Here is a 13,717-nt window from a genome sequence, read left to right as displayed (position 1 = left end):
GCTAGCACCGGGCCGGGCGCGCTGTCATTGTGGACAACGTGACCATCACGGCTTTGGACTTCGAGCGCTGCTACCGCGCGGTGTCGACCCGCGACTCCCGTTTCGACGGACAGTTCTTCACCGCGGTCCGCACCACCGGCATCTACTGCCGTCCCTCGTGCCCGGCGATCACGCCCAAGCGCACCAATGTGTCGTTCCTGCCCACCGCCGCCGCGGCCCAGCAGGCGGGGTACCGGGCGTGCAGGCGCTGCCTGCCCGATGCCGCGCCCGGTTCGCCGCTGTGGAACGTGCGCGCCGACCTGGCCGCCCGCGCCATGCGGCTCATCGGCGACGGGGTGATCGAGCGAGGTGGAGTGCCCGAACTCGCCGCGACACTTGGTTATTCACAACGGCAACTGACCCGGGTGCTCACAACCGAGCTCGGCGCGGGACCGCTCGCGCTGGCCAGGGCGCACCGCGCGCACACCGCGCGGCTGCTGATCCAGACCACCGACATGCCCATGTCGGATATCGCGTTCGCGGCCGGCTTCGCCAGCATCCGCCAGTTCAACGACACCGTGCGCGAGGTGTTCGCGGTGAGCCCGACCACGATGCGCACCGAATCGCGCCGCTCACCACGCAACGATGTGGAGGCGCCCGCCACACCCGGCCTGCTGACTTTGCGGCTGCCGTATCGCGAACCGCTCGATACCGGGTGGCTGGCCTGGTTCCTGTCCGCGCACACGGTGCCGGGGATGGAGCTGTGGGAGAACGGGGTGTACACGCGCAGCCTGCGCACGCCGCACGGGCACGCGACCATCGGGTTGTCGTTCCGGCCGGGGCATGTGCGGGCCGAGCTCGCCCTGCGGGATATGCGTGATCTGGCGCCGACCGTCGCCCGGTTGCGGCATCTGCTCGATCTCGATGCCGATCCGCTGGGGATCGACGAGGCCTTGGGGATCACGTCGAACGTCGGCGACGCGAGTCCGTTCACACCGGGCATCCGCGTGCCGGGGTGTCTCGACGGTCCGGAACTGTTGTTGCGCACCATGATCGGGCAGCAGATCTCGGTGCGGGCGGCGGCGACCCACACCGCGCGCCTGGTCGAGGCGCTCGGTGAACGGATCGAGGGGCCGGTACCGCTGCTGTTCCCCACGCCCGCGGCCATCGCCGAACACGGTGCCGAGGTGCTGACCGGGCCCGCCCGCCGGATCGCCGCCATCGTGTCGGCCGCGCGGGCGATCGCCGACGGCGAGTTGGTGCTGCATTCGGGCCGCACCGCCGACGACCTGCGCCGCGACCTGCTCGCCCTCGACGGCGTCGGCCCGTGGACCGCCGACTACGTGACCATGCGCTCGCTCGCCGACCCCGACATCCTGCTCGACACCGACCTGGTCGTCCGCCAGGGCGCCGCCCTCGCGGATATCGACCTCACCGACACCGAACGCTGGGCGCCCTGGCGCTCCTACCTGTCCATGCACCTGTGGAAGACGGCGCTCGTGCAGCGCGGCGCCGTCCCACTGCCCACGTACTCCTGACGGAAAGAGACATCATGACTATCACGCACGCCGACTACGCCACGGTCGGCACCCCGATCGGACCGTTCACCACCCTCGTCGACGCCGACGGCGCGGTCCTGGCCTCGGGCTGGACCGCCGACGCGACCGGGTTGGCCGGCCTCGTGCACGCGAGTCTGCGACCGGCCGAACTCCGGCAACGGGATTCGCTGGGCGAGGTCACCCGCGCGGTTCTGGACTATCACGCGGGCGATCTCTCCGTGATCGACGCGGTGCCGGTGCGTCAGCAGTCGGGTGAATTCCTATCGCACGCATGGGAAATCCTGCGCAAGGTGCCCGCGGGTGAGCCGGTCACCTACACCGAGTTCGCGGGGCTGGCCGGTCGGCCCGCGGCTACCCGGGCGGCGGCGAATGCCTGTGCGCGCAATGCGGCCGCGCTGTTCGTGCCGTGTCATCGGGTGCTGCGGATCGGCGGGGCGCTCGGTGGGTTCCGGTGGGGGCTCGAGGCCAAGCGGTGGTTGCTCGCCCACGAAGCGTGACGGCGCTGCGGCTGGATGCATGTCGTCGAGTACAAGTACTACGGACCCTGCGCCGCATGTCACCAGTCCAGTTTTCGACAATTGGCACTTCCGTGAGGGTCCAGTAGGGCGCACGATGGTGCGCATGCTTACTCGCCGTCTGGTCGCCCTGTATGTGGGTCTGTGGTTGTACGGGACGTCCATGGCGGTGATGATCCGCGCCGGGCTCGGGCTCGATCCGTGGGACGTCTTCCATCAGGGCGTCGCCGGGCACGTGCCGTTGAGTTTCGGGATGGTGACCGCGCTGACCGGCGTGGTCGTGCTGCTCGCCTGGATCCCGCTGCGACAGCGACCGGGGCTCGGCACCATCAGCAATGTGGTGGTGATCGGGGTGGCGGTGGATGTCGGCCTGTGGCTCATCCCGGCGGCGGGACAGCTGTGGCTGCGTGTGCTCGCCATGGTTGTCGCGGTGGTGGTGAATGCCGCCGCGACGGTTCTCTACATCGGCGCCGGAATGGGTCCAGGACCGCGCGATGGACTGATGACTGGCCTGGTCGCCCGGACCGGCTGGTCGGTGTGGACGATCCGCACCGGCATCGAAACATCGGTGCTCGTCACCGGTTGGCTGCTCGGTGGCAGCGTGGGGATCGGGACCGTCGTGTACGCCTTCGGCATCGGACCACTGATCCAGCTGATGATCCCTTACCTCGACGGTCGACTGCCCGGATTCGAACCGACGCCCGCGAAGGAGGTGGCTGCGGTCGGGTAGGTCAGGCGACGGTGGTTTTCAGGTGGGAGCCGTTGCGGCCGCGTAGGACGTGGAGGCGGGTGGGGATGCGTTGGCGCATTTCGTCGACGTGGCTCACCACGCCGACTACGCGGCCGCCGGCGCGGAGTTCGTCGAGGACGCCCATGACGGCGTCCAGGGTGTCGGCGTCGAGGCTGCCGAAGCCCTCGTCGATGAAGAGGGTGTCCAGGGTGACGCCGCCCGCTTCGGCGGCGACCACATCGGCCAGGCCGAGTGCCAAAGCCAGTGAGGCCATGAAGGTTTCGCCGCCGGAGAGGGTTTTCGCCGAACGGATGGAGCCGGTGTAGTCGTCGCGCACGTCGAGACCTAGGCCGCCGCGCCTGCCGCGCGGACCGGCCTTGTCCGAGTGGACGAATTCGTAACGGCCACCCGACATCCGGCGCAACCGCACCGACCCCGCCACCGCCACTTCCTCGAGCCGCGCTGCAAGCACATAGGAACGCAACGACATTCGCCGATTGTTCTCGCCGCGCCCGGCGACCACCTCGGCCAACCCGGCGAGCTCGTCGAATTCCCGCTGCTTGGGCGCGATCCGCTCCACCTCACCCCAGAGCTGGGTACTCAGCTGTTCGAGCTGGGCAACACGCTCGGTCGCCGCCGACTGCGCCGCGACCGCCGAGGTCAGCGCATTCTGCGCCAGCGCGAACCGCTGCTCCCATTCGGCTGGATCACCCGGAACCCGGTCGGCCACGGCCTGAATCTCCGGCTCGGCCAGCACGGCCTCGGCGTGCGCCCGCGCGCGGTCGGCGGCGGTGAGCTCGGCCTCGATCTCCGCCTGCTGCCGGGCCGTGCGAGCGGCCGCGCCGACGACCTGTGCGCAGGCCGTGAGCACGGCGATATCGTCACGCGCAGCGACCGGCTCGTCTGCCGGCTCCTCGTCGTCGGCCTCCGTGTCGAAAAGATCGAACAGCGTTGGCATCTCGACATCTACGCGCTGCGTCTGCTTCGCTGGCGCGCGACCAGCTCGGTCGGAATCGCCATCCTGTGCGCCCTCGTGACCGACACCCGCGCGGCGTGCGCTCCGCTCCTCGGCGGCGGACACTTCCGCGTCACCGGAGAGAGCGCGACCGAGTGCGCCTTCGTCGGTGGAACCGTTGTCGGCCTTGGGCTTTGGCGCACCCGACGGGGAGCGAACCGTGGCGTTGCGTGGCGTGCGATCCGGTGTCTCCGGGTTGTCGGTCGAGGGTGCAGCAGGTTCGTCAGGCGACAGCGGCACCTCGTGTGCGAGGAATCCCGCTGCCGCCGCGAGGTTTTCGACCCGAGTGGCGATGCGGGTGACAGCTGTGCGGGCGGCGGATTCCGCGGTTCGGGCCTCGCGCAGAGCGGTGGCGGCGGTGATGAGGGATTCGAGGCGGGCCGCGCGGGCGTCGACGGAGGTGTCGGCGCCCGCTGCGGTGCGCAGGCGGGCGGTGAGTTCGTCGAGACGGGTGCGGGTGGTGGTGATATTGGCGGTGACGGTGCCGAGGCGGACGTCGAGGTCGCGGGACTGCTCGTGCAGTGCCGACTCTTCGCTGCGCAGGGTTTCGAGGCGCGTGGTGAGGGCGGTCGCCTGGTTCGCGGTGTCGGTGGCGTCTTCGAAACGGTGGGTGGCGGTGCGGACGGCGTCGGCGAGGGTGACGGGGTCGGCGGCGCCACCGCGTGCGGTGAGCGCTTCGATCTCGCGTTCCAGGGTGGCGATGCGCTGGGCGACTCGGTCGCGTGCGGCCTCGGCGGTCTGCTCGGCGACCACTGCGGTGTCCTCGGCGTCCTTGGACACGGCATCGTCGGTCGGCTCGGCCGGTTCGGGGTGCTCGGCGGAACCACACACCGCACACGGCGCACCCTCGACCAGGGCGCCCGCGAGTTCGGCGGCCATCCCGGCCAGGCGCCGCGAACGCAGGTCGAGCACCCGCTCCCGGGCATCGAGGTGTGCTCGCCGCGCCTCGTCGAGCTCGGCCTGCGCCCGGTCCAGAGCCGGTCGCTTGGTGGTCAATTCGACGGCAGCGGCCGCCGAGTCCTGCCATTTCGACAGCTCGTTGCGCAACCCCGGCAACGCGGCGGCCGCATCCGTCGCCTCGCGCAACTGCTCCTGCGCCGAGGCGATCATCGCGGGCAGTTCCTCGCGCCGGCGCGCCAGTTCCCCGGCCCGCCGCGTCAACCGTTCGGCCTCCACCTCGTGCGCCGTGAGGTCCCCCGCCAGCTGCCTTGCCGTCACCGCCTCGGCCCGCACCTCCCCCAGAACGCCGATCAGCGCGTTCCACCGACTTACAGCCCCGTCGAGATCTCCCGCGACATCCCGCACCGGACCAGCCGCGGCGCCGGCGACACCATCAGCTTGCCCTGACCCGTCGACCGTCGGGCGCGCATCCGCAGAGCGCGGACGACGATCGGAAGCCGTACCCGCATGCCCTCCCCCGTCCGACCGCGGGTTCCGTTGGGCCTCATCGAGCTCGTCGGTGACCACGGTCAGCAGGTCGAGACCGGGTAGGTCGGCGGCGGCTTCGGCGCGGAGCTGGGTAGCCAGTTCGGTCGCGGCGGCGCGCGTGGCGGTTTCGGCACGGCGCAGGTCGCGGACGATGGTGCGAGCTTCATCGATGGCCTGGACGACCGGTTCGGCGCGACGAGCCTGTTCGAGTTCGCGTTCCAGGGTTGCGCGATGAGGGGCCGCAGCGGTGTAGGCCTCGAGTTCGGACCTGGCCGCCCGCATCCGGGCATGGAGTTCGGTGACGCGGCGCTGCTCGTCGGCTTCGGCGCGGGCGGCGTCGGACTCCTTCTGGCGCAGTTCGGTATTCGCGATGGCGTCGGCCAGCTCGCGGCGGGCCGTGGAGAGCAGGTCCTGCGACCAGCTCACCGCGTCGGGCAGCCCGACCGATTCCGCGCCGCCGTACCCGGCCGCCATCCCCACCTTCGTGATGAGCCGGTCGATGCCCTGCCGCAGCACACCGAGTTCGGCTTCGGCGGTGCGTCTGCGGTCGGCCAGCCAGCGCTCGGCTGTGCCGAAACGCTGTGTGTCGAAGAGCTTTTCGAGCAGCTTCTCGCGATCCTCGTTCTCCGCCCGCAGAAACCGCGCGAAATCGCCCTGCGGGAGTAGCACCACCTGGAAGAACTGGTCGGCGCTCATGCCGAGCAGCCGCAGCACCTCCTCGCCGATATCGGTGATGCGCGAGAGGTTTTCGCCGCTGCCGTCGAGCCAGGTGAGTGTGGCCTTGGGCTGGGAGACCCGGGTGCCGGAACCGTCGCGCTTGGGTCGTTCGAACTCGGGCACGCGCGTCAGTCGCAGCTTGCGACCGCCGAGGGTCGCCTCGAGGCTCACCTGTGGTGGGGTGAGCCGGTCGGCGTGGTCGGAGTGCAGGCGTTTGCTCTCACCGCGCGCACCGGGCACCTTGCCGTAGAGCGCGAAGGCGATGGCGTCGAGAACCGTGGTCTTGCCCGCGCCGGTGTGCCCGTGCAGCAGGAACAGCCCGTCGGCGCCGAGCTCGTCGAAGTCGACGACCGTGGTGTCGGCGAAGGGGCCGAACGCGGTCATCTCCAGCCGGTGCAGTCTCACGCGGCGTCCCCGGTCACGCCGAGAGCTCCGCCGCCAGTGGTTCCGGGCTCGGCGGATCGGGCTCGCTCACCGCAGCGGCCAGAGCTCGTTCCACCCATGCCAATTCCCCCTCGGTCGGTTCCCCACGCACATCGGACAGAAAGCTCGCGGCCACCTCGGTGTCGCGGCGGCCGTGCACTCGCTCGCGATACCGCAACTCCGGATTACCCTCCGGCCGAACCCATTCCACGTGCACGGCATGCGGAAACCGCTCCCGCAGCTTGCGCATGGGGTCGACCGGGCGCGCGGTGTCGGTGAGCGTGGCCGACACGTAATGCTCCACTGCACCGAGATGCTCGTCGGCGGTGAGCAGTTCCTCGAGCGTCCCGGTGAGCCTACTCAGCCCCCGCACCAGCGGCAGATCGTGACGACGCACCTCGGCCAGCCCGTGCTCGTTCAAGTCGACGATCCACACCGCCTTGCGATGCGAGCTCTCACCGAACGAATACGGCAGCGGAGAACCGCTGTAGCGCACCGATTCCGACAGCGTCTGCGGCGAATGCAGATGCCCCAGCGCCACATAGTCGATGCCGTCGAAGGCCGCCATCGACACCGTCTCCACCCCACCGACCGAGATCGACCGCTCCGACCCGGTGGCCGCCCCGCCGACGACGAACGCGTGCGCGAGCACCACCGACCGAGCCCCCGGGCGGCCCCTCAGATCGGCATTGATCCGCGCCATCGCCGCCTGCAGGATCTCCTCGTGCGAGCGCGCCTGCGGCACACCGAGTTCGGCGCGGGTGATCTCCGGCTCGAGGTACGGAATCCCGTAGAACACCACCTCACCGTGGCTGTCGGCCAGACGGACGGGCTTGTCGACATCGGCGACCCGCGTGCACAGATGCAGCCCACCAGCGGCCGCGAAGCTCGCGCCCGCACCGAGCCGGGCAGGCGAATCGTGGTTGCCGGAGGTCGCGATGATGGTCGCGCCCGCGGCGCGAATCGCCTCGAAGCCGCGATTGCACACCGCGATGGCGTCGGCGCCGGGAATGGAGCGGTCGTAGATGTCGCCGGGAATCACCACCACGTCGACGGATTCGGCGGCGACCAGGTCGGCGACGGCCGTGAGTGCGCGCGCCTGATCCGACAGCAGGTCGACACCGTGGAAGGTGCGCCCGATGTGCCAATCGGAGGTGTGCAGGATCCGCATGCCGCGAACCGTAGGCCAGTGCACCGACAGAATTCAATCGACGCACTACAACCGTGTCATTTCGCCGACACGGTTGCCCGGTGATTGCGAACTTGTCGGTGCCCTCGGGCAGTATCGCCGCCATGACCGCTTCGATGCTCGTCGCGCTCGTCCTTGTTTTCGCCGCAGGCCTCGGTCTCGGCTGGTTGGGCCATGCGGCCCGCGGCGGGCAGCGCGCCGCGGTCGCCGAAGCCCGGCTCGCCGCCGCCGAGGACAACCAGCGGTTGCTCCAACAATCGCTGCGTGCGGCGAACGAGGATGCCGCACGCAGGCATTCGGCCGCCGTCGGCGCGCTGGTCGACCCGCTGCGCGACGCGGTCGGCGCGCTCGAACAGCAGATCCGGCAGGTGGAGCACCATCGCATCGACGCCTATTCGGGCCTGCGCGAACAGGTCGCGGGGATGCAGCGCACCTCGCATCGGCTCTCCGACCAGACCGGGCAACTCGTCGCCGCGCTGCGCGCACCACAGGTACGTGGACGCTGGGGTGAGATCCAGCTCGAACGGGTCGTGGAACTGGCGGGCATGACACGGCACTGCGACTTCGACACCCAGGTCACCCGGGCAGGCGGCGACGACCGGGGCGCGGTGCGACCCGACCTGGTCGTGCGACTGGCGGGCGGCAGGCACATCGTCGTCGACGCGAAAGTCCCCTTCACCGCCTACCTGGACGCGGCGACCAGCGAGGACCCGAGCGAGCGCACCCGATTACTGACCAGGCACGCCAAGCAGCTGCGCGCACACGTCGACCAGCTGGCCGACAAGGCGTACTGGGCGGCCTTCGACCCGGCGCCGGAGTTCGTCGTGCTGTTCGTTCCCGGCGACCCGTTCCTCGACGCCGCCCTGACCACCGATGCCGAGCTGCTCGAGTACGCGTTCGGCCGGAACGTGATCCTCGCGACGCCGACCACGCTCATCGCCCTGCTGCGCACGGTCGCGTTCAGTTGGCGTCAGGAAGCTCTCTCGCGCGATATGGCAACGGTGCAGCAATTGGGTAAGGAGCTCTACACCCGTGTCGGCAAGGTCGCCGAACACCTCGACTCGCTCGGCGTGAATCTCGGTAAGGCCGTAGCGGCTTTCAACGCCGCCGTCGGCTCGGTGGAGTCGCGGGTGCTGGTCACCGCACGCCGGATGCACGATCTCGGCATCGCCGATCAGGAGCTCCCGGCAATCCGGCTCGCCGAGACCCGGCCCCGGGTGGTGGCCTTCGCCGACGCCGAGGATCGCCGCTGAGTTCTCCGTGCCGCGACCGCAACACGGTCGTCATGCAGTTAGTGTCATAGGGTGGCTGCTTCCCAACGTGCGCGACCCCGGGTGCCCGCGCCGCAACGTTCGATCATGCCCTCGGTACCCGGCATCGCCGCGTGGGCAGCGATCGCGCTCGCCGTCGGCGCGACGACGCTCGGCTTCCTGATCGACGCGCTGGGCGACGAAGACTTCCCGACCACCACGTTTTCGGTGTTCTATGTGCTCGGGTGTGTGCTCGCGGTCTGCGCGGTGCGGGCTCGTGGCCTGTTCGCCACCATGGTGATGCCGCCGCTGCTGCTGTTCGTCGCTGTCCCGGTGGCCTGTCAGCTGCTCGGCGGCCGTAGTACCACGTCCATCAAGGACGTACTGATGAACCTGGTCATCCCGCTGGTCGAACGCTTCCCGACGATGGCGCTGGCCACCCTGCTCGTCGCCGTGATCGGTGGCGCCCGCATCGCCCTGGCCAAGCGAGCGCCCGCCACGGCGCGACCGGCGACGGAACGTCGAAGCGCCCGCAAGACCACGAGCCGTCGCCCCGAACCGGCGGCCCGGAACCTCGCCGAGGCCGCGCGCAAGCGGCCGCGGCGGACCGGCGTCCTCGACGACCCGGATACCGAGGTCGATCTGTCGAGCCCGGCACGTCGTCCGGCGCGCGGCGCCGACCCCAAGCGCGCCCCCACCGCGGGCCGCGCCCGCGAGCCGCGTACGCCACGCGCGGCAGCGACCCCCCGCGAACCCGAACCGGCCCGCACGAGCCGCAGGCGCGGCGACGCACCACCGCACCCGCAGCCGAACGTGCGCTACCGCGACCGCGCCGACTCCGCCCGCACCGAACGGCGCCGCCCCGACAGCCTCTGAAAACAGAAAATCCCCGCCGCGATCCGAAAGCGGCGGGGATTTCTCGTTTGTCAGCGACGCGCGGGACGCAGCTCGCGCGGCAGGGCGAACACCAGCGTCTCGTTGGCCGTGGTCACCGGCTGCACCTCACCGAAGCCGTGCTCGGCGAGCAGGTCGAGCACACCGGTCACGAGGATCTCCGGTACCGACGCGCCCGAGGTGACGCCGACGGTCCGCGCCCCGTCGAGCCAGGCCGGGTCGATCTCGCGGGCGTAGTCGATCAGATGCGCGGCCCGCGCACCCGCCCCGAGCGCCACCTCGACCAACCGCACCGAGTTCGAGGAGTTGCGCGACCCGACGACGATCACCAGTTCGCATTCGGGCGCCATCGCCTTCACCGCGGTCTGGCGGTTGGAGGTGGCGTAGCAGATGTCGTCGCTCGGCGGGTCCTGCAGGGTCGGGAATCGCTGACGCAGCCGCTCGACGGTCTCCATCGTCTCGTCGACCGACAGCGTGGTCTGCGACAGCCAGATCACCTTCGCCGGATCGCGCACCGTCACCCGGTCCACCGAGTCGGGGCCGTCGACGAGCTGCACATGCTGCGGCGCCTCACCGGCGGTGCCCTCGACCTCCTCGTGCCCCTCGTGCCCGATCAGCAGGATGTCGTAGTCGTCGCGGGCGAAGCGTTTGGCCTCCTGATGCACCTTGGTGACCAGCGGGCAGGTGGCGTCGATGGTGCGCAGGTTGCGTTCGGCGGCGGTCTCGTGCACGGTCGGCGCGACACCGTGCGCGGAGAACACCACGAGCGCACCCTCGGGCACCTCGTCGGTCTCGTCGACGAAGATCACCCCGCGCTCACGTAAGGTCTCGACCACGTGCCGGTTGTGCACGATCTCCTTGCGCACATAGATCGGCGCGCCGTGCTGTTCCAGAGCCTTCTCGACCGTCTCGACAGCACGATCGACGCCTGCGCAGTACCCGCGCGGCTCGGCCAGCAGCACGCGCTTGGCACCGGCATCCGCCACGCTCGCCGAGCGCGTGATACCGACGTTCAAGGGGATTGCCGAGGTCATAATGCACAGCTTACGTGCGTGGCCAAGGGCCGCCGAAGGGGCATAGATCACATCAGGGTGGTCGGGATCTTTGCATCACAGCCGCTTTGGGGCAGGCTGGGACCATGTTTCGACCTCCCTTTCTGGCCCGGGTCGCCGCCGGCGCCGCCGTATACGCCTTAGAAGAGACCCGGCGGCTTCCCGTCGCCGCGGTCCAATTCCCGATCACCGCCATCAGTCGCGTGTTGCAGACGACCATGCATGTGCAGCAGTTCGTCACCAGCCTCGCGCTCAAGGGCGACGCCGTGTTCGAGCGGCTCGGCTCGCCCGCGCAGGAGCAGCCGGAGTGGGCGACCTTCGACGAGGATCTCGCGCCCGCCGCCACGACCAACGGTCACGCCAGCCGGTTCGACCTGTTCGCCGAGGACGCCTCCGAGTCCCAGACCAATGGTCGGGCCGTGCCCGCGTCGCTGCTGGTGCTCGAGACCGAGAACGAGACGGTCGAGCCCGCCGCCGAGGAAGCGCCCGAGGAGGTCGAGGCACCCGAGGTCGCCATCCGCTACGACTACCCGTCGATGACGCTGGCCCAGCTACGCGCCCGCCTGCGCATGCTCAGCGTCGAGGAGCTCGGCCAGCTGCTGGCCTTCGAGCAGCAGACCCGCGCCCGCGCACCCTTCGTCACCATGCTCACCAACCGCATCGCCACCGTGCAGGCCAAGTAGCGACACTCCGCTGTCGAGGCGGCCGCGATCCCACGGGACGCGGCCGCCTTTTCGTTTGTCGGTGCCCTCCCGTAGAACTGACATATGACTCAGGACGGCACCGGCACCGCGGCCGCACCGGCGAATTCGGCGGAGCAGCCGTATCCCGTGCGTTCGGTGGCGATCAAGGTCGCCCAGTGGATCGAGCGCCTCGGCAGCATCTGGGTGGAGGGTCAGGTCACCCAGATCAATCTGCGCCCCGGTACGCGCACCGCGTTCCTCGTCCTGCGTGACACCTCGGTGGACATGTCGCTGTCGATCACCTGCGACCCGGATCTGCTGCGCCGCCTGCCCGTTCCGCTCACCGAGGGCAGCCGGGTGGTGGTCTACGGCAAGCTGCAGTTCTTCACCGGGCGCGGCACGATCTCGTTGCGGGTCACCGAGATCCGTGCGGTCGGCATCGGTGAACTGCTGGCCAGGATCGAACGGCTGAAGGCACTGCTCACCGCGGAGGGCCTGTTCGATCCGCGACTCAAGCGGCCGCTGCCGTTCCTGCCCGCCTCGGTCGGCCTCATCACCGGGCGGGCGAGCGCGGCCGAGCGCGATGTGCTCAGTGTTGCTCAGAATCGTTGGCCCGCAGTACGTTTCGTCATCCGCAATACCGCGGTGCAGGGCCCCAGCGCGGTGCCGCAGATGCTCGAGGCGTTGCGCGAGCTCGACGGCGAAGTGGACGTCATCGTGATCGCGCGCGGCGGCGGCAGCACCGAAGACCTGCTGCCCTTCTCCGACGAAGCCCTGTGCCGAGCCGTCGCGGCGGCGCGCACCCCGGTGGTGAGCGCGATCGGTCACGAACCCGACAACCCATTGCTCGATCTGGTCGCCGACCTGCGCGCGGCCACCCCGACCGACGCCGCCAAACGCATCGTGCCCGATGCCGCCGCCGAACTGGCGGGGGTGCGCGAGATGCGGGCCCGCTCGGCGGCGGCGCTGCGTGGGTGGGTGCAACGCGAGGCCCATGCCCTGCAGCAATTGCGCTCGCGTCCGGTGCTGGCCGACCCGCTGCGCGAGCTCGGGCACCGCCACGACGAGGTCGAACGATTACGCACCGCCGCGCGCCGCTGCATCGACCACGCGCTGCGCACCGAGGCGACCAGGACCACGCATCTGCGCGAGAAACTCACCGCGGTCGGCCCGGCCGCCACCCTGGCCCGTGGCTACGCTGTCGTGCAGCGTGTCGCCGGGCCCGAACGCCACGTCGTCCGGGAGATCGACGACGCACCCGCGGGCAGTCAGCTGCGAATCCGCGTCGGCGACGGCGCGATCACCGCCGCCGCCCTCGGCACCACGCGCCTGACCCCGCAATCCACCGACGAGAAGAGGAAGTGACCGTGGCCGACGCCGGTTCCGACAACACCGACACCCTGGCCGAGATCGCGACCTTCGGCTACGAACGCGCCCGCGACGAACTCGTCAACGTGGTGAAGATGCTCGAACAGGGCGGCCTCGACCTAGACGACTCGCTGGTCCTGTGGGAGCGTGGGGAAGCCTTGGCCAACCGCTGCGAACAGCACCTGGCAGGCGCCCGCAAGCGCGTCGAGGACGCCTTGTCACGCGCCGACCTCGACGCAGACGGCTGATCCCACCGCCTACTTCGCGAGCGGCTGGGCTGCGGTGACCGCCTGCGCCAGGGTGGTGAACGCGGCCTCGTTGCCCGCGCCGGTGATCAGGATGCGTACCGCGCCGAGGTCGGCGATCCAGGCCGACTCCTCGGTGGGCTCGGTGTAGACCACCCACTTCTGCCCGGCGACGTCCTGAGTTCCGGTGGGATAGCGCGAGCCGAGCACGTGCCGCGACAGCGCCTCCTCGGTGGCGTTGCTCTGCGAATACCGCATGTAGGTGCCCTGCGGGGTGATGTAGCCGACCGTGCTCACCGGCCCGCCACCGGCGATGCTGATGTTCTCCCGGCTGCCGGAGTTCGACACCCAGCCCTCCGGCAAGGCCGGTTGACGGATCGGGAACGGCATCGATTTCGCGTCCGAGCGCAGCGCGGCGCCCGCGTCGAAGAACGGGATCTGCCCCTGGGTCGGGCCGTTGGTCGCCACCGTGCACTGGCTGGCCGCACCCGCCAGCACGACCGCGATCAGCACCAACGGAATCAGCGACCAGAACAGATCGCGGTAGTCGTTGAAGATGCGGTGCTTGGTCTGGGCCACGGCTACCAGTATCCACTCGGCCGCTGACCTGGCCGCTCAGGGGTCGCGCCGGGAGGTCGTGCACGACCGTGCAGGTTCGTAATGCGACAAT

The 13,717-nt window shown here is 70.0% G+C and carries 12 protein-coding genes; 8 read left to right on the top strand and 4 right to left on the bottom strand.

All coding sequences use genetic code 11. The features are described from left to right. Window positions 1–29: 29 nt before the first annotated feature. The 3 genes from AB0F86_RS13095 to AB0F86_RS13085 all read left to right on the top strand — a co-directional run bounded on the left by AB0F86_RS13095 (window position 30) and on the right by AB0F86_RS13085 (window position 2,783). Window positions 30–1,517: an AlkA N-terminal domain-containing protein gene (locus AB0F86_RS13095; RefSeq protein WP_356986874.1), complete on the top strand. Its 1,488-nt coding sequence runs from the start codon at window positions 30–32 to the stop codon at window positions 1,515–1,517. Window positions 1,518–1,531: 14 nt separating this feature from the next. Further along, window positions 1,532–2,035 carry a methylated-DNA--[protein]-cysteine S-methyltransferase gene (locus AB0F86_RS13090; RefSeq protein WP_356986876.1) on the top strand — a complete coding sequence of 168 codons (504 nt, stop codon included), beginning with the start codon at window positions 1,532–1,534 and terminating at the stop codon, window positions 2,033–2,035. Window positions 2,036–2,159: 124 nt separating this feature from the next. Further along, window positions 2,160–2,783: a hypothetical protein gene (locus AB0F86_RS13085; RefSeq protein ID WP_356986878.1), complete on the top strand. Its 624-nt coding sequence runs from the start codon at window positions 2,160–2,162 to the stop codon at window positions 2,781–2,783. 1 nt (window position 2,784) lies between these two features. Here the strand turns inward: AB0F86_RS13085 and AB0F86_RS13080 are convergent, their stop codons facing one another. Together AB0F86_RS13080 and AB0F86_RS13075 are read right to left on the bottom strand one after the other, a co-directional pair. Next, entirely contained in the window at window positions 2,785–6,348 is a 3,564-nt protein-coding gene (locus AB0F86_RS13080; protein ID WP_356986880.1) for an SMC family ATPase, read from the bottom strand. Window positions 6,349–6,361: 13 nt separating this feature from the next. Beyond that, the gene (locus AB0F86_RS13075) at window positions 6,362–7,537 is read right to left on the bottom strand and encodes an exonuclease SbcCD subunit D (protein ID WP_356986881.1); all 1,176 of its coding nucleotides are present in this window, start codon (window positions 7,535–7,537) and stop codon (window positions 6,362–6,364) included. Between the two features lie 122 nt (window positions 7,538–7,659). Here AB0F86_RS13075 and AB0F86_RS13070 point away from each other — a divergent pair, with 122 nt between their 5' ends. Beyond that, a complete protein-coding gene (locus AB0F86_RS13070; RefSeq protein ID WP_356986981.1) occupies window positions 7,660–8,808 on the top strand; it encodes a DNA recombination protein RmuC in 1,149 nt (382 codons plus the stop codon). A gap of 51 nt (window positions 8,809–8,859) precedes the next feature. Continuing rightward, window positions 8,860–9,681 (top strand): DUF6542 domain-containing protein, encoded by an 822-nt coding sequence (locus AB0F86_RS13065; RefSeq protein ID WP_357171674.1) that lies wholly within the window; start codon window positions 8,860–8,862, stop codon window positions 9,679–9,681. A 50-nt stretch (window positions 9,682–9,731) separates the two neighbouring features. Here the strand turns inward: AB0F86_RS13065 and AB0F86_RS13060 are convergent, their stop codons facing one another. Next, on the bottom strand, window positions 9,732–10,733 hold the full coding sequence (locus AB0F86_RS13060; protein ID WP_356986885.1) for a 4-hydroxy-3-methylbut-2-enyl diphosphate reductase: 1,002 nt from the start codon (window positions 10,731–10,733) through the stop codon (window positions 9,732–9,734). Window positions 10,734–10,837: 104 nt separating this feature from the next. Here AB0F86_RS13060 and AB0F86_RS13055 point away from each other — a divergent pair, with 104 nt between their 5' ends. The 3 genes from AB0F86_RS13055 to AB0F86_RS13045 all read left to right on the top strand — a co-directional run bounded on the left by AB0F86_RS13055 (window position 10,838) and on the right by AB0F86_RS13045 (window position 13,050). Then, complete coding sequence (locus AB0F86_RS13055) at window positions 10,838–11,434, top strand: lipid droplet-associated protein (protein WP_181696583.1); 597 nt, start codon at window positions 10,838–10,840, stop codon at window positions 11,432–11,434. A gap of 84 nt (window positions 11,435–11,518) precedes the next feature. Beyond that, entirely contained in the window at window positions 11,519–12,799 is a 1,281-nt protein-coding gene (gene xseA / locus AB0F86_RS13050; protein ID WP_225278751.1) for an exodeoxyribonuclease VII large subunit, read from the top strand. Window positions 12,800–12,801: 2 nt separating this feature from the next. After that, on the top strand, window positions 12,802–13,050 hold the full coding sequence (locus tag AB0F86_RS13045) for an exodeoxyribonuclease VII small subunit (RefSeq protein WP_356986887.1): 249 nt from the start codon (window positions 12,802–12,804) through the stop codon (window positions 13,048–13,050). 9 nt (window positions 13,051–13,059) lie between these two features. Here the strand turns inward: AB0F86_RS13045 and AB0F86_RS13040 are convergent, their stop codons facing one another. Further along, entirely contained in the window at window positions 13,060–13,626 is a 567-nt protein-coding gene (locus AB0F86_RS13040; protein ID WP_356986889.1) for a DUF4245 domain-containing protein, read from the bottom strand. Between the last annotated feature and the right edge of the window lie 91 nt (window positions 13,627–13,717).

Source organism: Nocardia sp. NPDC023733 (assembly GCF_040639775.1).
In the GTDB taxonomy this organism is placed as follows: Bacteria; Actinomycetota; Actinomycetes; order Mycobacteriales; family Mycobacteriaceae; genus Nocardia; species Nocardia rosealba.
The sequence above is the reverse complement of the archived record's forward strand: the minus strand, read 5'-3'. Positions and strand labels throughout refer to the sequence as shown.